The following is a 19,066-nucleotide window of genomic DNA, read 5'->3' on the forward strand; positions in this document are numbered from 1 at the left end:
AATGGAGGAAAAGGCTTATGAAATCTCCATCTTAAGGATGAGTTGAAAACCGAACTGGTGACTGGTTTATTTGATACGCATACGGCGTAGACTGTAATTAACAAAGAAAGAGAGACACAAGGAGGTGCTGGACATGGAGAACATTTACGTTCTTGAACAGGAAATTATTAATAGGCGCTAAATAATACATTCGTTGAATCAGAGGGGGAACATTTCAATGATTTTATTACTGATCAAGAACTATTTTCAGCCTGGTGCTGGCCAACAATGTCAATGGAAGGAACATCGCAACCGCCATCTTGATCTGCTCGCAAAATCCATCTATCATATTTAGCCCCCTGGACGTTGAATCGTAACTTCCAGGGGACTTTTTTCTCGCTAGATATGCCTCTAATCAGCTTAATGTAACTTGTAATGCTTCTAAACCAAGAATCGCTTCAACTACATCATTTTTCGTCACATGACCTGAAGGGAAATGAATAGACTCCCCATCTCTCGTAGCGTATTCTGCGATGACTTGACCTATGCTCTCCACATTTGTTGGTTCAATGCCAATTGACTCTAACGAGAGGGGCAAACCAATTTCTTTATAATAGGCAAATAAACCTCTCACCTCTTCCCACTCACCTTCTAGTACAAGTTGCACAAGTATGCCATAAGCTACTTTCTCACCGTGAAGAAACGAATGAGCTTCAGATACATGTGTTAATCCGTTATGAATGGAGTGTGCCGCTGCAATCCGACCATAGCGATCTCCAAGACCTCCTACCATCCCTCCTGATAAAAGATTTGTTTCAATCACCCGAATAAACGCATCACTCAAACGACCCTTCTGTTGATCCTTAACCGCTTTTTCACCATCTGCCACAAGGACATCACGGCAGCTTCTTGCTACTTCATACGCTAGTTTTACTGGGATTGGCGTCGAAGGCAGTTCCTCAATGAGTGCTCTCGCTTCATACCATTTGGCCAGCGTATCACCAATCCCCGCTTTCAAATAAGCGATTGGTGCCTGCACAAGAATTTCAGGTTCTACAAGAACAAGATATGTACTTCTTGGAAAAATAGTATACGTAATAAATTCTCCCTCATCTGAATACTTCACACTAAGCGGCGTCGTTGCAGCACAAGTAGACGCAAGAGTTGGCACAAGAGCCACATCTTTGTTCACTTCATTACCAACCGCTTTCGCTACATCCAGAACTTTTCCGCCGCCTACCCCAAGTATCAAATCGGCACCGTGAATTTTGGCTAATTCTGATTGCCTTGCAATTTCAGTTTCTGAACATTCACCACTGTACGTAGAATAAGCTACATGAAAGGCAGATAGATCCGGGAAATAATCTTGAGCCGCTGCCCACGATTGATGGCCAGAAATCACAAATACTTTTTGGAACTGCCCTTCTTGAAGTAACCGTGGTAATTCTTGAAGGATACCTGATCGACACTCATAATGTCCTGGCGTTGCTCTTACCTGAATTGATTCCATCTTTTCTTCCTCCTAAATCTGATGAACAAACTGATCATGAAGTTCATTTATTGAAGACACACCTGCTATAAACAATTGCACAATGAGATATCCTTTTAACTTAATCCTTCTTCAAACGAGCGGAGAGAACATTCCCGAACGATTGGAGTCCCTGAACAAGGACAATAAGGAGAAATACCGTAACGTACATCACATCGACTTCATATCGCAAATGACCGTATCGATAAGCGAGATCACCAAGTCCACCTGCTCCAACGAGCCCAGCCATTGCCGTTGCCCCAATCAGTCCAATTGTCGCAATCGTTAATCCAAGAACGATCGATGAACGAGACTCCCTTACAAGAACATGCCAGATAATGTGTCTCGTTTTTACCCCCATTGCTTCATAGGCTTCTACTACTCCACGATCGACCTCAAGAAGAGCAGACTCCATCAACCTTGCGATATAAGGCGCCGTAAAGACAACGAGCGGCACAATCACACCTTTTACTCCAATAGTTGTACCTGCAATCATTTTTGTAAAAGGTAAAATGAAAAACAGTAAAATGATAAATGGAATCGACCTGATCACGTTTATAGCCGCATTTAATATACGGAAAAGAACTTTATTTTCTAATGCTTTTTCAGCTCTAGTTAAAACAAGTAGCACACCAAGCGGGAGGCCAATCAACACTGAAATCAGTAGTGAGATCCCAACCATTTGAAATGTTTCAATAATCGCGTTCCAAATGTCTGCACCCCAAAGATCAATAAACTCCGATACCTTAGCTGACATGAGCTTCCACCTCCTGAACATAGCCTTCTACTACGACGCCACTTTCCTCTAAAAAGGCAACGGCCCGAGCCGTCTCTTCCGCTTCCCCATCTAAATGAACGACTAGCCTACCAAAAGGCTGATCCTTCAGTTGTGTAATGTTCCCTGCTAAAATGGACGGATACACGTCGAACTTCTTACTAACAAGCGCAAGAGCGGGACTACCTGATTTCTCCCCAATAAATGAAAGATTCACGATCTGACCACGCTCTTTCAATCGCGACACAAGCGACTCTGGAAGCTCATCCTGGAATAACGACTGAACAAATCGTTTGGCCGTCGTTGTAGTAGGCTTACTAAAGATATCGATCACTCGCCCCTGTTCAATCACCTTCCCGTTCTCCATCACAGCCACTTCATGACATATTTTCTGGACAACGTGCATTTCATGCGTAATGAGTAAAATCGTGATTCCAAAATCACGATTGATTTGTTCCAATAAAGATAGGATTGATTCTGTCGTATCTGGGTCAAGGGCACTCGTTGCCTCATCGCATAGTAGTACTTCAGGTTCATGAGCAAGCGCACGGGCAATCGCCACACGCTGCTTCTGACCGCCTGATAGCTGGGAAGGATAAGCATCCCGCTTATCCGATAACCCAACGATACCTAAATATTTATCAACTCGCGCTTCAATCTCTTTTTTACGAAGACCCGTAAGCTTCAGCGGGATGGCAATGTTTTGATACACAGTGCCTGTTTTCAACAAATTAAAAGACTGAAAAATCATCCCAATACGCTGTCTTGTTTTTTGAAGCTTTCCAGTAGACAAAGAAGTGAGCTCAATGTCATTGATAAATACCTTTCCATCTGTCGGTCGCTCCAGAAGATTCACCATTCGGACAAGCGTGCTCTTTCCTGCACCACTATAACCGATGACGCCATAGATGCTTCCTTTCTCAACTTCTATGGAAACATCATCAACCGCCTTCGTAATCCTCTCACCGCTTTTATACGTTTTCGTTATATTTTCTAATCGAATCATCGTGCTCACTCCTCTTTCGAATTACCAGGATGCAACTACAGAACCGTTAAATTCGTCCTGGATAAATTGCTTCACTTCATCTGATTGATAGTAGTTCACTAGCTTTTGAATACGTTCATCATCTTTGTTCTCTGTTTGTGTTGCAATCACGTTCACCCACGGGGAATCTTCTGGTTCCATTTCAAGCGAATCTTCTTTCGGTACGCGTCCACTTTCCATTGCAAAGTTCGTATTAATTGCTGCAATCGCAAGCTCACCGAGCTGTCTTGGAATTTGTGAAGCTTCTAATGGAACAAACTCGAGATTGTAAGGATTCTTCTCAATGTCTTTGATCGTTGCTTTAACACCAACGCCATCTTTCAACTCAATAATGCCAGCTTGCTCAAACAACATTAGCGCTCTCGGTTCGCCTGTTGAATGGTTAGGTAAGCCAACTTTGTCGCCTTCTTGCAATTCATCAAGACTCTTATATTTGTCAGAATAAATTCCCATTGGAAAAGTAATCGTAGTTGCTACCTTGGAAAGATCGAGTCCTCTTTCTTTTACATAATCATTCAAATAAGGTTCGTGCTGAAATACGTTCGCATCCAATTCTCCTTCATCAAGGGCTGTATTTGGCATCACATAATCATTAAACGCAATCACTTCAATCTCAAACCCGTCTTCCGCTGCGAGTTCCTTCACCTTATTCATCACATCTTCATGCGGACCAGCCGTTACCCCTACCTTCAGTGGGTCATCTTCTGAACCCCCAGAAGCCTCATTCCCTGAACAACCTGCCAAAAAGACTAAAATAAGTGCACCAAATAGATACAATGATTTCTTCATTTCTCAATCTCCTTTAAAATTCATATAGTAATATAAAGCGTTTCAGCACTAAAACATAAAAGCGAAAAAGTACTTCGACCTGCTAAAATCCCCTCCCAATAAAAAAAACTCCCTCTGTAAAGTACAGAGAGAGTAGTATCATTTCATCATTATCAGCAGTGCTGAACTCTCTCTCATCTTTCAAACGATTGCTCGTTTGCTGGAATTAGCACCTTTCTCACGAACTGAGATGGTTGCTGGGCGTCACAGGGCCAGTCCCTCTGCCACTCTTGATAAGAGTTTTCAATATTATTTAACTATTTTCAATAGTATAGTATCTTTCTCGAAGGGCGTCAAGGGAAGATCTCAAAAAGTGCCTGTCACCGCCCGATATTTGTCGAAAGATTTCTTATTGCCTTCCTTCTAGGTAATTGTCGAACCAGTTTCCTAGATGCTTAAGTCGTTCCACTCGTAGTTCTGGATGACCGCTTCTTGATAAATTATGATCAGAATCTGGGAATCTTACAAACATCGTTTCCTTCCCACGATGCTTTAAAGCCACATATAACTGCTCTCCTTGCTCAATAGGGCACCTATAATCATTTTCGCTATGAAGAATTAAAAGTGGGGTTTCGATTTGGTCCACATACTTAAGCGGTGAATGATGCCATAGCTTAGCAGGGTTTTCATCTAAATCACTTCCAACTTCCCACTTTGTGAAAAAGTATCCGATGTCACTAACACCATAGAAACTTTGCCAATTCGAAATGGAGCGCTGGGTAACCGCTGCTTTAAATCGATCGGTTTTCCCAACAATCCAGTTCGTCATAAAGCCACCGTAGCTGCCTCCCGTCACGAAAAGTTGAGCTTCATCAATAAAGGAATACTTGTCCAACGCGACATCAACACCCGCCATCAAATCCTCATAATCACCTCCACCATAATCTCCTCGGCAGCCATTTACAAACTCTTGTCCATAACCCTGACTACCACGTGGATTCGTATAAAGGACAACATATCCTTTTGCTGCAAGAAGCTGAAATTCGTGCATAAATGAATTACCATACATCATATGCGGTCCACCGTGAATTTCAAGAATAAGAGGATATCCCTCACCTTCCTGATAATCATTTGGTTTCATGAGCCAGGCCTGAATCTCCAAACCGTCTTTCCCAGCGTATGTAAACATTTCTGGTGTCGAGAGCTCCAAGCTTTCGAGAACGTCAGCATTTGATTGAGACAAACACTGTTCATTTACTCGATCGCCATGAAACGAAAGCGTATAAATATCGCCAATGTTAAGTGGATCGCTAATTGCAACAGCCGCTTCATTCGCGCCTGGCAAGTAGTGAAACGCGTAATGGTGCCTGTCACCACCCGTTATTTGTCGAACCGTGCAATCTTCTCCGACAAAATAAACACCAGTGTTTCCTTCTTTACTAGCAAGAAAATAGAGTCCATCTCCATTTTGGCTCCACATCGCACCAGGAGAAGCGCCGCCCCAGTGCATATCTGAAATCAATACATCCGAACACTCTAAATCCACATCCTCTGTTAAACAAGTAAACTCTTTTTTCGCTATATCAACAGTCCAGATTTTATTTAACGTAGCTCCTTCATGCTCAAAGTTATGCCCAATGAATGAGAGCTTCTTCCCATCTGGTGACCAGTTCGGCGTGCTAAAGCTCCCACCTTCACGATTTAACTGCTCAGGCTCTGATCCTTCATTCAGACCCTGAATAAAGATGTCGGCTCGCATGTAGGACCCCTGTTCTTCACATCGATCTCTCACATATACAATGGATTGTCCATCCGGTGACCAGTTAGGGCTAGAATGATTAAATGGTGCATCTGTAAGCCATTCTATTCTCTTTTCACCTGAGGTTACCTCGATCAAGACAACTTGCAAAAAGTTATTGTCAAGAAAACCACTCCCGTCTGCTTTATACTGTAAGTCAGTCACAACGAGAGGCTTACGTCCTTCTTCTTTCTCTTTTGTATCCTTACTTAAAACAAGTAGCGAAGAACCATCGGGTTTCCAAACAGGAGCGGAAACACCACTTTTTAAATCAGATAGTTGTCGCGCTTCGCCACCATCAGTTGAGATAAGCCATATTTGATTTTCTCCTGATCGATTCGAAACGAAAGCAATCGTCTTCCCATCAGACGACCAGCGCGGAGAGTGATCTTTTTTCTCCCCAGAAGCATATGTCCAATCATGCTCAATTCCAGTATCGCGATTTACTATGACTAAATTTGAAGTATATTCTTTGTCCTCATTTATCACTTTCTTTACATAAACAACGTAGCTCCCATCAGGTGAAAGTTGGGGATCACCAACAAAAGTGAAATCATAAAGGCTTTCTTCCAAATTCTTTTGTTTCTTGTCACTTCCAATTTCCATCATCCACACTCCCTTTCTACATCTTCTCTACTTCCATTGAATAGGAAAAAACTCCTGCAGAGCGGGCAAATCTCCCTCTAAATCCATCTCTAATTCTGATTCTAACCATCCCTTCTAAAGTAAAGATCACTTCATCAAGTTTGTTAAAAAGGAGGAAACAACCAAAATACACATTTTTTTCAATTAAAACCAACAAAACAAGAACATACATTCCCTTCATAACTCTTATTCATTGAACTTCCGCTCACTTTCATAGCAATTTCACATCGGTTCCCTGCAATATATCTCATTTTGGTATTTGAATCATCTCATTGTGAGATGTATAATAAAATTAACAAATTGAAAGCGGTTACGAAACAGGGAATGCCGCTTAAAATACAGGGAGGATTTACAATGAGCCAGCAAGCACGAAACCAATTTATTGATCTTTTGTGCGACAAAACGACAATGAACAGAGAAGAAGTTCTGAGAATGTCTGATGCGGAAGTAGAATATTTTCACTGGCTCTACTTTGATGACTCACCAGCGGACTTAATGATGTAATAAATATTTACAGCCCCTGCGGTAACTCCGCAGGGGCTGTTTTAATAGAAAGAATGCGATGTGTCTTTGTTGAGAAAACAGATGTATTTAATAGGGGTCAGGTACGTCACCGGTAACGCACCTGCCCCCTTACCTATCTTCATCCCTCCATCGCAGCCACAAAATCCCCATCCTTCTCCTCAAGCAGTCGCCTCGCTCGATCCGCATCAACTCTCCGCAAAATCATCAGCACCGCTACCCGCGCATCACCTTCTGCCTGTTCACTGTAGCGTGCAGCTTCTTCTTCACTCACTCTCGTTAACTCCTGAATAATCGAAACTGTTCGCTTCCGTAGCTTTTCATTCGATGCTTGAACGTTCACCATTAAATTACGATAGACCTTCCCAAGCTTGATCATCGATGCTGTCGTAATCATATTTAATACCATCTTCTGTGCTGTTCCTGCTTTTAGTCGAGTTGAACCTGTCACCACTTCGGGACCTACTGGTAATTCAATCGGGTATGTAACCATTTTTGAAAGCGACGCACCTGTATTACACGAGATCCCTGCTGTCACTACACCCATTTTATTCGCTTCTTCGATAGCACCAAGCACATAAGGGGTTCTTCCGCTTGAAGCAATACCAATGACTAAATCGTGTGCACATACATGCTTCCGTACATCCTCTCCCCCCGCTTCCCGACTATCTTCGGCCCCCTCGATTGGATACCTGAGCGCTCGGTCTCCTCCAGCAATTATGCCATTCACTAGGTCAGCCGCAACACCAAATGTCGGCGGGCACTCAGAAGCATCTAACACGCCGAGACGCCCGCTCGTACCAGCTCCAAAATAAAAGAGCTTTCCTCCTTTTTTCATCACAGCAACAGCATGATCAACCACTTTCTCAATCTCGGGAAGGGCGGTTTTCACAATTCCAGCTACGCTCCCATCCTCTTCGTTCATCAGCTCGATTATTTCAAGCGTTGAAAATTGGTGCAGATGTTCCGATTTTGCATTACGCATTTCTGTCTTCATCTCATTCACGTCTGTCAACGTCATCTCTCCCCTAGTTTAGCCGTCCATTACGTGATGAGACGACATCAGATTTGCTTTCCGTTCCTCTGTGAGCGGTACACCACAACAAAGTAGCGCACAAATACATGCCCCTACAGCTGGAGATAAGTTAGGATAATACACATCGCTTACCCCTCTTGTTTTCAATTCTTCAAGAAACCCATTTCGAAAGAAGGAGGATTGCATTAGCCCTCCGCAAATCACTAGTTGACTGCCCCTAATCTCGATGGCACGAACTAATTCACTCAAACTCTCAAAAGCTCTCTGAACGATCTTCAACGCCGTTTGATTTTGTCGCTCTGCAAGCTTGATGACCTTCTCAGCAACAGAAGCGATTTTCATACGCGCATAGGAATCCTCATAAATCGCCGTAATTATTTCAGGCGCACCGTTTACCTGTAAGAAGGAAAGGATGTTACTACAAAAAGCTTCGTCCAACATCATTCTTCCATCATGCATCATCGCAACTGTCCGGAGCGCCTTCCGCCCAATATCGTAGCCGCTTCCTTCATCACCAAACAAATAGCCCCAGCCTCCCACACGACGGGAACCATTTGCATCGATCGAATAGGAAATCGAACCAGTACCCGCAATAAGAACGGTCCCTTCCATCGAAAATGTACCGCTTGCAAGCGCACCGTAAGCATCGTTCTTAACTTTGAGAATCCCTTCAAAACTCGGAAGCCTCTCCCTCAGCCATCTTTCCCATCGCTTCTGATCCTCTTCTCGGTCACCCCCCGCCGTTGAAACAAAGATTCCTGCAAGCTTTCCATCTTTTAATCCCGACGTTAATTCCGTGATCACGTGATGAATGGCAGATCGCACCTCTTGTTCTGCGCGAGATTTTAGATTTGTCGAACCAGCCGTACTTTTAGCTAAAATCACTCCGTTTTGATTGCACAATAATCCTAGAGTTTTCGTTCCTCCGCCGTCTATGCCAATGTAGAATCGCTTATTTGATTGCACCTTGAGTAAGTCCTTCCATAAATTGTTTTGATGCGATGAAGAAGAGGACAATCATCGGAAGTGACGCAAGGGTCAAACCGGCAAAAAGGGCTCCCCAATCTGCAGAGTATTCGCCAAATAAGGAAAGCATGCCCACTGGGATTGTCTTTTTCATGTCATCGGTAATAAAAATAAGTGGGAAGAAAAAATCGTTCCAGGCCTGGATAAATTGGATGATCATCACAGTTCCAAGCGCCGGTCGCATCAGTGGTAGCACAACACTCCATAAAATACGAAGGTTTCCCGCTCCATCAATACGGGCCGCTTCTTCTAGTTCACGAGGCATTGTTCGGAAGAATCCTGTCAAAATCAAAATCGACAGTGGAATTCCCGTGGCAACATACATAAAGATCAGTGACCAGAGCGAGTTTAGTAAATTGAGATCTTTCATTAAAATAAACAGCGGCACGATGCCTAGTTTGATCGGAAGCATCATTCCCATCAGAAAGAAAAAGAAGATGATGTTATTCCATACAAACGTGAAGCGTGCGATATAGAAGGCGGCAAGTGACGAGGTAATCAAAATTAATAGAACAGAAACAACGCTCACAAACACGCTATTCATGAAATACGTTGTAAACGGTATGATCTCTAGTAAGTTCCGATACGTATCAAGCGTGAACGTCTTCGGGAATGAGAGTGGACTTGTGAAAATCTCCGCGCTTGTTTTAAAGGAAGAAAGGATCATTAATAGAATCGGATAGATGCTAATGGATGCGATGAGAAAAGCAAATACATAGTAAAACGGTCTCGTCCAAATCGTATGGTTCATAGTATCGCCTCCTTACATGTCCACTTGTTTTTTCTGCATATAGCGTAAATAGAGTGCGGTAAAGAATGAGATAAAGAGAAATAGCACAACCGCAAGTGCTGATCCTAATCCGACTGCCGTTGTCGATCCTCCTGCAGAACCTCCGAATGCGAGACGATAAAAGTAAATCGCAAGCGTATCAGTAGAATGGTAAGGTTCTCCCTGCGATCCCTGCATCGCGTAGACGAGTTCAAACGCTTCAAATGACTGAATAAATGTGAGGACCGTCATAATCATGAACGAAGGAACCATTAACGGAAGCACGATTTTACGTATCATCGACAAACCATCTGCGCCATCAAGCTTACCTGCTTCGAACAGTTCCTTCGGGATCGACTGAAGACCGGCAAGAAAAATAAGGACACCGAACCCAATACCATACCAGCAGTTAACGAGAATAATAGAAATCAAAGCTGTATCTGGATCACCAAGCCACGCTTTTTGAAACTGTTCCAAACCGAGCTTTTCAAGTATCACATTCAGTGCACCGTAGTTTGGATTTAGAATCAGCTTCCAGAGAAAACCGACAACGATGACGGATAGAAGTCGCGGCAGGAAATAAGCAATTTTAAGAAATTCCGATCCCTTCACTTTTTTATAAATAATATAGGCAAGTACAAAAGCAAGGCCGTTCTGGAAAATCATCTGTAGTACAAAATAAAGAATGTTATGGCCAAACGCACCCCAAAATAGTCCCGAAAAAGGCTCCAGCGTAAACAGATCTTTAAAATTTTTCAGCCCAACGAACTCCCCACGTACAATTCCTTTCCAATCAAAAAAGCTGTAGGTTAAGGCGGCAAACAAAGGATAAACGATGAAAAGCCCATATATAATCAGGGCAGGAATCGGGAAAAGGTGGATGGTCCACCTTTTCCAGTTCCTTTCTTTTTTGATTTTCACGATTGAATTTGTAGCTAGTTTCATATTTTCCGCCCCTTATTACTGTAGTGGCTCATACCAGGACTGTGCGCTTTCTTGAATAGTCTTTGCTACTTCCTCCGGTGTACGTTCACCAAGATACATCCCCTGAAGCTCTGTTTCGATCGTCGCTTTTGTGGAAGGATTTCCACCAGCGAAATGAACGAGCATCATGTACGGTGTTGACTGTTCTTCTGCTGCTTTTCCAAGCGCATTGACAAGTTCATCTTCCGACTCAATACCAGGGATTGCGCTGATCATTTTAAATTCTTCTGTGAACATCGTGCCAAACTCTTCTGTTGTCATAAACTGAAGAAATTTCTTCGCGGCATCTTTATGCTCCGAGCTTGCATTGATTGCATACGATCCATCTACCCAAGTTGTAATCGTAGGTTCTTTTCCTACAGCAGACGGCATCGGGAAGAAACCAAGTTCAAGATCAGGATTCATTTCACGTAGCACTTCAATTTCCCAGCTTCCAAGTGGGAACATCGCTGCATCACCTGTAAAGAACATCGTACGAATATCTTCCATTCCAAGACCTTCGTAATTTTCAGGGAAAAATTCTTTCAGTTCATCCATCGCGTCAATCGAACTTTGAAATTCATCACTTGTAAAATCCGTCTCACCAGCTGTAATTTGATCAACAAATTCATTACCACCATAGTGAGCTGGACCAATAATTCCATGCGATAATGATAAGAGCCACCCTTCCTTTGTTCCAAGAGCGATCGGTGTAGTACCTTCCTTCATTATTTTTTCATTTAGCGTCATGAACTCTTCCCATGTTTGCGGTTCTTCAAGACCCATTTCTTCAAACATTTTCTTGTTGTAGAACATTTGCGTCGTGCTCATATTTAGCGGCACACCGTACTGCTTATCATCAGATCCTTTCGAAGCGGCAAGGGTTTCCTCTGGATATTGATCTAGTCCTTCCAGATCATCCAGCGGCTCAAGATATCCAGCATCCGCAAGCTCGATGCCCGGTGTATAAGGGCGAAGGTGAATGATATCAGGACCTTCCCCACTTTGAAGGGCCGTATTTAAGATCGTGTTATACTCCGTATTCTTTGAAGGCTTGAATTCCACGTTAATGTCCGGATTTTCTTCATTAAAAGCATCAATCATTTTTTGATAGCTTGCTTTGTCTTCTGTTCTCCAGCTTCCGATCGTTATCGTAACGCTATCTTCACTTGCTTCAGAGTCTCCCGAATTCCCACCACTTTCTGAGCTACACGCAGATAGAACAAGAATCAACGCTAGAAAACCAGAAAAAGTAAACGCTTTCATTTTATCCAAAATATTTCCCCCTCATTTAATTAGTAAAAGATTCACGAATCAAAGAATGAAGATGAGGTCTAATCTGTCTCATGTTGTGGTTTCTTCCGTAATGCACGATATTCGTTAGAAAAGTGACGATCAGCTCTTTTTTAGGATCAATCCATAAACTAGTACCAGTAAACCCTGTGTGGCCGAAGCTTCCTTCTGACCACCTCCTTCCACATGATAATGTCTTTCCTTCTCCGTCCCACACCTCAAAGCCAAGCCCACGATTTTGTATCACATGCTTTCTAGCATTCCTAATCGTTTCCGGTGACAGCACCTGCTGCGTTTCTGGATACAAGAAATATCCACCGAATTTTCCGACATCTTGAGCTATAGAAAATACACCTGCACTTCCGCTTGCTCCGCCGAGGTGGAGCGCTTTCTCGTCATGCACCTCCCCCTGAACGTAATGATCGTTATGCCATTCTGTTGAAGCGATTTCTCGGTGTTGCGGAGGATTGAACATCGTTTTCGTTAACCCCCATGGCTTGAAGAGTTTAGTATTCGTGAAGGTAGGTAAATCCACGCCGCTCACACGCTCTATTACTTCTCCAAGTAAAATCATGCCTAGATCACTATACTGCACAACTCTCCCTGGTTGATGGATAAGATCTGCGTTGACAACTTCTTGCAAAATCAACCGATTATCGGCTCGTTGAAAAGGCGGATCGATGTCTGCAGGTAAGCCTGTTGTATGTGTAAGTGCTTGGTAAATCGTGATATCTGAATGGTTCAATTCTGGGATGTAGGTTTGAATGGTGTGATTTAATTCAACTGACGTGTTTTCGATCAGCCATAAGATAGAAGGAAGGGTTGCCACCACTTTTGTTAGGGAGGCTATATCAAAAAGCGTTGTGGTATTCATGGTGTGAGAAAGTTGTATCTTGTCTTGAAAACGACCGTAAGCTTGATGAAAAACAGTGCTCCCTTTATGTTGAACATGAAGAACAGCGCCAGGGAGCTCCTTTTCGTCAATTAATGTTTTTAAGTAAGCATCAAAGTCATACATGCTTCTTCACAACCTCAACTGCTTTTCGCGTTCGCTCAAGTGCAGCAACGCTCTCATCGTAGTTTCGACTGGTCATGCCAACATACAAAATATCAATGACGTTCAGTTGAGAAATACGTGAGCTCATCGCACCACTTCGAATGCTCTTTTCAAGAGAGCTTGTGAAAAGCTTAATATCAGCGAGGTCAGAAACTGGATTTGTACCGTATTTGGTTAAAGTAATCACAGTGGCACCATTGTCTTTTGCGATTTTCAGAGATTCAATAATGTCTCTTGTTTGGCCAGAATAAGAAATGCCGAAAACAACGTCAGCTTCTCCTAGGTTTGCGCTAATCGTCCCTTGTGTATCATAATCGACTGCAGCTTCACACCAGCGATTAATACGAGAAAGTTTTTGTTTGAAATCCTGGGCAATTAATCCTGATGCTCCAATACCATACAGCGCAATTTTCCTCGCACGACTTAAAACAGTGATTGCTTTCTCTACTTCCTCTTTTGATAGAACAGAAATTGTATCATTAATCGATTGAATATTATTGTTTGATACATTTTCAATAAACGAATCCACCGTCCCATCAATCGATATTTCTTGATAAGATTTGCTCGTCTGCTTCGTTGCAAGATCACCCGCGATTCGAAGCTTCAATTCTTGAAACCCTTTGTAGTTCAACGTTCGAGCAAGGCGGATAATTGTCGCTTCACTCACTTCTGTTCGTTTCGAGAGTTTCTGAATGGAAAGGTTGATTACTTCTTCCGGATAATGAATGATGTATTCCGCTACTTTTCGTTCTGAAGGTTTTAATGAAGTGATTGATTCCTGAATACTGATCAGGCCTCCGTTCATTCCTAGCCCACCTTTACCTGAATAGATTTTCAATCATTTCATTTTAGCATATCTTATTTAGCGATTCTTACCTTAGCTTGTCACAAAAGCAGATTCAATCGCTTTTCGCAAATGCCCATCATACCTTTCTAATGTCGAATGAACGATTTCTCCTTTTAATCCTGTTAGTAACGAAAGAATCGCTCCTTTCGTTGATCCGTATTCTTCAAGAGCTTTCTCCGCCTCCTCAGCAGATACACCTGAAATTTCTGCAACAATGTTCTTACCACGCTGCACGAGTTTACTATTTGTTGGTACAACATCAACCATCAAATTGCTATAAACTTTTCCAATTTTAATCATCGAAGCAGTCGTTAGCATATTTAATACAAGCTTCTGGGCTGTCCCCGCTTTCATCCGCGTCGATCCAGTGACAACTTCTGGTCCAACATTCGCAACGATGCTGTGGTGAGCCACTTCTTCCATCTTTGTATTTTTACTACACGTAACCGCCCCAACCGTTGCACCAATTTCTTTGGCATAAGCCATTGCAGCTACCGTATAAGGTGTGCGTCCACTAGCTGCAATCCCTACGATCACGTCTTCCTTCGTAAGCGACAGCTCTTTCATATCTAAGACAGCCTGCTCTTCATCATCCTCAGCACCTTCAAGCGCATATTGAAGAGCTTTATCGCCACCCGCGATCACACCAATCACCTGATTTGACGGCGTTCCGAACGTTGGAGGGCATTCAGAGGCATCAAGAACGCCAAGTCTCCCACTCGTCCCTGCCCCCACATAAATTAAGCGACCATTATGTTGAAAGGCATCTACAATTCGATCAACAAGACGTTCAATAACTGGTAGGCTTTCTTTAATAGCGTCTGGTATAACATGATCTTCCTCGTTTATGATGGTAAGAACTTCATGTGTTGTCATTTGATCAATGTTCAGTGTGTTTTGATTTCTACGCTCGGTCTGGATGTTATTTAAATTCATTGTGTTAATTCCTTTCATGAGTAGCATCAATTTTCAAAAGTAATTCAAACGGTTGAGATGCCCCAATGTAATTTAATAGAGGCAAATCTTCTCTAATCACATTTCCAATAACATTCACACGATCATCCTCCGGAAGATCGTGCTTTACAAGCTGAATTTCACCAGCATAGCGGCCATAGTTCATATTATCAATCGTGATGGCGCCGCGTTTTCTTTTTAATGAAGGTATTGGTTCAGGACGATGTTGTAACTGTCTCGACTCTACTGAACGGATCACATCCCGCGCTGGATCCGGACGGTTCTTATGTTTTCCCTTCACATGAAAACTATCAAACTGATCATCCACTTTCGAAACCTCAAGCGGAATCACTCCTTTTGCAAGGAGTGAAAGCTTTTCTAATTGGTTATCACTGACTGAAATATCTCCTATCAGAACTTTATCAACTTGATAATGATAAAGTAGCTCAGCACAGGCCATATGAGGAGACATAGAACGATGTTTCTCAAGCGTTGGAAGGCCAGAGTAAATCGGTCCTCGAAGGTTTTGATCGCCTGGAATAAACGCCATTGTTTGAATGCCATATTCTTTAAATAAGCGATTTCGTTCTGAAAAAAAATTAACGTCTAATCCAGTTTCTGGTCTTGGGTAGTAATTATGCCAGGCCTCGAGGTTAGAAACGTTTGCACCCATTTGAAGCCACGTCTCAATTTCCTCTCTCGAAATAGTACTTGCATTTAAGCCCACTTTCATCAACTGAGATAGAGAAACAATTAGATCATCGGTATAACCATAGTCCGGACGAACGCCATTCACTCCCCAGTCCAATAACTCTTCATAATGTTGAATATTTAAATGGGTAATGGATTCTGGCGAAATATCTGCGACAAGCTCCATCTCAAATTTCCTTGCTAATTGACCAAGCTCTTTCAAACGAGTTTGATAGAGCGAATGATCATCTTCAGGAATATGGAGGGATGTAAAGATAGCATCGAACCCAATTGATTTAGCTCTTTCTAAGCGTTGCTCAACATCTCCTCCATCACTTCCAAGATAAACAGATATTCCAAGCATGACATCTGACCCTCCATTTTCTTATGCAGCTGTGTTCTTTGAAGCTCCTTTATCAATCGCAACGGTCATTTCTTCTTTAAACCCGAAGAGATACGTGAAGACAAAACCAAAGAAATAAGCAACAACGAGAGAAATAATATAATATAAAATTTGATTCGAATTCACGAGGAAGATTAGCGGTAAGCCAGATACTCCGATCGCAATTGTCGCCACTTTAAAGAATGCAGCAAACGCGCCTCCAATGGCTGCGCCAAGACATGCCGTAATAAATGGACGACCAAGTGGTAGCGTCACACCGAAAATCAGTGGTTCTCCGATACCTAAAATGCCGACTGGCAACCCAGCTTTGATCACTTTTCTTAGTTTCTTATTTTTCGTTTTGAAATATATCGCGAAGGCAGCCCCTACTTGACCAGCGCCTCCCATAGCAAGGATCGGAAGCAATGGATCATCACCAATCGTGTTAATTAATTCCATGTGAACAGGCGTAAGCCCTTGATGAAGCCCAGTAACAACTAGAGGAAGGAACGTTCCTGCTAGAATCAATCCGGAGAAAATACCTCCTGCGTCAATTAATCCTAGTAGCCCTTTTGTGATAAGGTCTGATACAAATCCACCAATTGGCTGTAGGACAATTAATGTCGCGAATCCCGTAATCAAAACAGAGATCGTTGGCGTCACGATAATATCAAGAGACGATGGAACAAAACGACGCACGCGGCGCTCGGTCCATGCCATGAAAAACGCTGCAAGCATGACGCCTACTAAGCCGCCTCGACCAGGTACAAGCTGTTCACCAAAAAGCGTAATATCAGCAAGTGCTGGGTTAATGATTAAAATACCAGCGATACCGCCGAGTGCAGGGGTTCCACCAAATTCCTTGGCTGCGTTTATCCCAACGAAAATGCCAAGGTAGCTAAACAAGCCCCAACCAATAAAGTTTAGAATAGAAACAAGTGACGTTTCCGGATCAACACCTGATCGAATCACAATATTCGTTATTCCAGCAATTAATCCTGACGCAACGATAGCTGGAATAAGTGGAATGAATATACTAGCTATTTTTCGTAAAAATAACTTAAATGGCGTTGTATTCTTTTGCTTAAGATCTGATTTTGTTTGATCTGCGAGTCCTTCAAAAATGTTCTCATCATCTTCCAAATCCTCCGCATCAACACCACTCAGCTTTGAAACTTCTTCTGCTACCTTTGTCACAATGCCAGGACCTAAAATAATTTGGATTGTTTCAGCTTCCACAACGCCAAGCACGCCGTCAATTTCTTTCAATCGATCAAGATCTACTTTTGTTTCATCAATCGGTGTTACCCTGAGCCTTGTCATACAACTTGTTAACGAGTTAATGTTCGATGGTCCACCTAAATGTGGTAGAATCTCCCCTGCTAAGCGTTCTTCTTTTCTCACAAGCTTTCCCCATTTCTTCTTATGATTTCGTGATGTATTCCGTTTCCTCATATTGATGGAGCCTCTGGCTATGTAATAATTGCCTACTAATGCGCCCTACTCAACCCTGGTTATTTCGTTCGTGATCCCCCCTCCTTTATATCTGTACATCGAATTGAATTTTCTAATAATTTCAGTTTAACAAGTTTTATTTAATAATGTAAGTGTTTTTGTGAAGTTTTATTACATAAAATAAAAAAAGCACTCGACGCTATGCGAGTGCTTAACAATCTATCTAGTATAGTAAATAGTCTTCTCTTACTTCTTTAAAATCTTTTAAATCATCTTCCCACTGCTTCTCCATCTTTTTCACGCTGTCTCCATTTTCAATGCCTTCTCGAATCCATCCGTTTCCAACGAGAAGGTCAAAGAATGAGACGCCTGCGCTATTTTCTGCGCGAAACTCAAAGTCTTCAGGATAGAGATCGTGAATGGTTTTCACGAGACTTAATCCTGTTTTGACTGGCTTGAACGCTTCTTTATCAGTCACATGAATTTGAACGCCATGTGTTAACTCTCCCGCATGCTTCGAAAACGAAGGAGTAAAGGAAGCTGCCCTAAAATCAACGCCTGGAAGTTTCAATTCGTTCAGTTCACTGGCAAGTTCTGTTGCGTTAATAAATGGTGCACCGATTAATTCAAATGGCTTTGTGGTGCCTCGACCTTCGGATACATTTGTTCCTTCGATCAAGGCAGCTCCAGGATAAGCGAGCGCTGTATCGAGCGTTGGCATATTAGGCGAGGGCAATACCCATTCAAGTGGCGTATCATCGTAATACATATCCCTCTTCCACTTATCCATTTCGATGACTGTTAAATCAGCACCGATTTCAAATTCTTCATTGAAAAGTGAAGCGAGCTCACCTACTGTCATGCCATGACGAAGTGGAATTTCATATTTTCCGACGAACGAAGCGTATTCATCATCAAGAACGGGACCTTCCACCGCTTCCCCACCGAGAGGGTTAGGACGATCAAGCACGATAAATTCAATGTCATTCTCGCTGGCAGCTTCCATAGCATAGGCCATCGTATAAATGTACGTATAGAAACGCGTGCCTACATCCTGAATATCGAAAAGTAGAACATCAATGCCTTCTAGCATTTCTGGCGTCGGCTTTTTAGTAGATCCATAGAGACTGTAAACGGGTAGACCCGTTTCTTCATCCGTATAATACTCGACATATTCTCCTGCCTGTGCGCTTCCACGCACGCCATGTTCCGGTCCATAAAGTGCCTTTAAATCAACATCGGAATCATTGTGAAGCAAGTCAACAATGCTATTAAGCTCCTGATCTACCCCTGTAGGATTTGTAATCAGGCCAACGCTTTTTCCTTCGATAAGCTCTTTTTGATCTTCGAGTAGAACTTCCACACCAAGCTTGAACTTCTTACGTTTATCATGACCGTGTCCTTTCCCATTGTTATCAGCGAATGCCACAGATAATGATGATAAGACAAGCATCGTAGTTAACACCATCACAAGCCACTTTTTCATGTTTAAAACGCCTCCCCATTTTTTAAGAATCGGGAAGAACGAGTCTTC

At 42.6% G+C, this 19,066-nt stretch carries 17 protein-coding genes and 1 riboswitch; of the genes, 1 reads left to right on the top strand and 16 read right to left on the bottom strand.

What is annotated here, in order from left to right; genetic code table 11:
• Positions 1 to 394 precede the first annotated feature (394 nt).
• From ABVF21_RS05460 to ABVF21_RS05480, 5 genes are all read right to left on the bottom strand, one after another.
• Positions 395 to 1,489: an iron-containing alcohol dehydrogenase family protein gene (locus ABVF21_RS05460; RefSeq protein WP_303534294.1), complete on the bottom strand. Its 1,095-nt coding sequence runs from the start codon at positions 1,487 to 1,489 to the stop codon at positions 395 to 397.
• A gap of 100 nt (positions 1,490 to 1,589) precedes the next feature.
• Complete coding sequence (locus tag ABVF21_RS05465; protein WP_371017655.1) at positions 1,590 to 2,264, bottom strand: methionine ABC transporter permease; 675 nt, start codon at positions 2,262 to 2,264, stop codon at positions 1,590 to 1,592.
• Positions 2,254 to 3,288: a methionine ABC transporter ATP-binding protein gene (locus ABVF21_RS05470; RefSeq protein ID WP_303534298.1), complete on the bottom strand. Its 1,035-nt coding sequence runs from the start codon at positions 3,286 to 3,288 to the stop codon at positions 2,254 to 2,256. Before ABVF21_RS05470 ends, ABVF21_RS05465 begins: the two co-directional genes overlap by 11 nt.
• Positions 3,289 to 3,309: 21 nt before the next feature.
• Positions 3,310 to 4,116, bottom strand: a complete 807-nt coding sequence (locus ABVF21_RS05475) for a MetQ/NlpA family ABC transporter substrate-binding protein (protein WP_303534300.1) — start codon at positions 4,114 to 4,116, stop codon at positions 3,310 to 3,312.
• Positions 4,117 to 4,286: 170 nt separating this feature from the next.
• Positions 4,287 to 4,395: riboswitch (SAM riboswitch) on the bottom strand.
• Between the two features lie 109 nt (positions 4,396 to 4,504).
• A complete protein-coding gene (locus ABVF21_RS05480; protein ID WP_371017656.1) occupies positions 4,505 to 6,499 on the bottom strand; it encodes a S9 family peptidase in 1,995 nt (664 codons plus the stop codon).
• Positions 6,500 to 6,892: 393 nt separating this feature from the next.
• Here ABVF21_RS05480 and ABVF21_RS05485 point away from each other — a divergent pair, with 393 nt between their 5' ends.
• Positions 6,893 to 7,042, top strand: coding sequence for a BH0509 family protein (locus tag ABVF21_RS05485; RefSeq protein ID WP_159785356.1), 150 nt, complete (start codon positions 6,893 to 6,895; stop codon positions 7,040 to 7,042).
• 139 nt (positions 7,043 to 7,181) lie between these two features.
• On the opposite strand, the gene murQ (ABVF21_RS05490) is transcribed toward ABVF21_RS05485, so the two are convergent.
• The 11 genes from murQ (ABVF21_RS05490) to ABVF21_RS05540 form a co-directional block, all read right to left on the bottom strand.
• Positions 7,182 to 8,081: an N-acetylmuramic acid 6-phosphate etherase gene (gene murQ, locus ABVF21_RS05490; RefSeq protein WP_371017657.1), complete on the bottom strand. Its 900-nt coding sequence runs from the start codon at positions 8,079 to 8,081 to the stop codon at positions 7,182 to 7,184.
• A gap of 12 nt (positions 8,082 to 8,093) precedes the next feature.
• A complete protein-coding gene (locus ABVF21_RS05495) occupies positions 8,094 to 9,062 on the bottom strand; it encodes an N-acetylglucosamine kinase (protein ID WP_371017658.1) in 969 nt (322 codons plus the stop codon).
• Positions 9,049 to 9,873, bottom strand: coding sequence for a carbohydrate ABC transporter permease (locus ABVF21_RS05500; protein WP_226615406.1), 825 nt, complete (start codon positions 9,871 to 9,873; stop codon positions 9,049 to 9,051). Before ABVF21_RS05500 ends, ABVF21_RS05495 begins: the two co-directional genes overlap by 14 nt.
• Positions 9,874 to 9,885: 12 nt before the next feature.
• Complete coding sequence (locus ABVF21_RS05505; protein WP_226615407.1) at positions 9,886 to 10,836, bottom strand: carbohydrate ABC transporter permease; 951 nt, start codon at positions 10,834 to 10,836, stop codon at positions 9,886 to 9,888.
• A gap of 15 nt (positions 10,837 to 10,851) precedes the next feature.
• Complete coding sequence (locus ABVF21_RS05510) at positions 10,852 to 12,120, bottom strand: ABC transporter substrate-binding protein (protein ID WP_371017946.1); 1,269 nt, start codon at positions 12,118 to 12,120, stop codon at positions 10,852 to 10,854.
• Positions 12,121 to 12,145: 25 nt separating this feature from the next.
• A complete protein-coding gene (locus ABVF21_RS05515) occupies positions 12,146 to 13,165 on the bottom strand; it encodes a serine hydrolase domain-containing protein (protein WP_371017659.1) in 1,020 nt (339 codons plus the stop codon).
• Positions 13,158 to 14,009, bottom strand: coding sequence for a MurR/RpiR family transcriptional regulator (locus ABVF21_RS05520; protein WP_283153521.1), 852 nt, complete (start codon positions 14,007 to 14,009; stop codon positions 13,158 to 13,160). The genes ABVF21_RS05515 and ABVF21_RS05520 overlap by 8 nt, the downstream gene beginning before the upstream one ends.
• Positions 14,010 to 14,081: 72 nt before the next feature.
• On the bottom strand, positions 14,082 to 14,987 hold the full coding sequence (gene murQ / locus ABVF21_RS05525) for an N-acetylmuramic acid 6-phosphate etherase (protein ID WP_371017660.1): 906 nt from the start codon (positions 14,985 to 14,987) through the stop codon (positions 14,082 to 14,084).
• Positions 14,988 to 14,991: 4 nt separating this feature from the next.
• Positions 14,992 to 16,059, bottom strand: coding sequence for a DUF871 domain-containing protein (locus ABVF21_RS05530; RefSeq protein ID WP_371017661.1), 1,068 nt, complete (start codon positions 16,057 to 16,059; stop codon positions 14,992 to 14,994).
• Between the two features lie 21 nt (positions 16,060 to 16,080).
• A complete protein-coding gene (locus ABVF21_RS05535) occupies positions 16,081 to 17,481 on the bottom strand; it encodes a PTS transporter subunit EIIC (protein ID WP_371017662.1) in 1,401 nt (466 codons plus the stop codon).
• A gap of 274 nt (positions 17,482 to 17,755) precedes the next feature.
• Positions 17,756 to 19,018, bottom strand: coding sequence for an exo-beta-N-acetylmuramidase NamZ family protein (locus ABVF21_RS05540; protein WP_303534333.1), 1,263 nt, complete (start codon positions 19,016 to 19,018; stop codon positions 17,756 to 17,758).
• Positions 19,019 to 19,066: the final 48 nt, after the last annotated feature.

Source organism: Pseudalkalibacillus sp. JSM 102089 (assembly GCF_041366475.1).
GTDB lineage: Bacteria > Bacillota > Bacilli > Bacillales > Guptibacillaceae > Guptibacillus > Guptibacillus hwajinpoensis_B.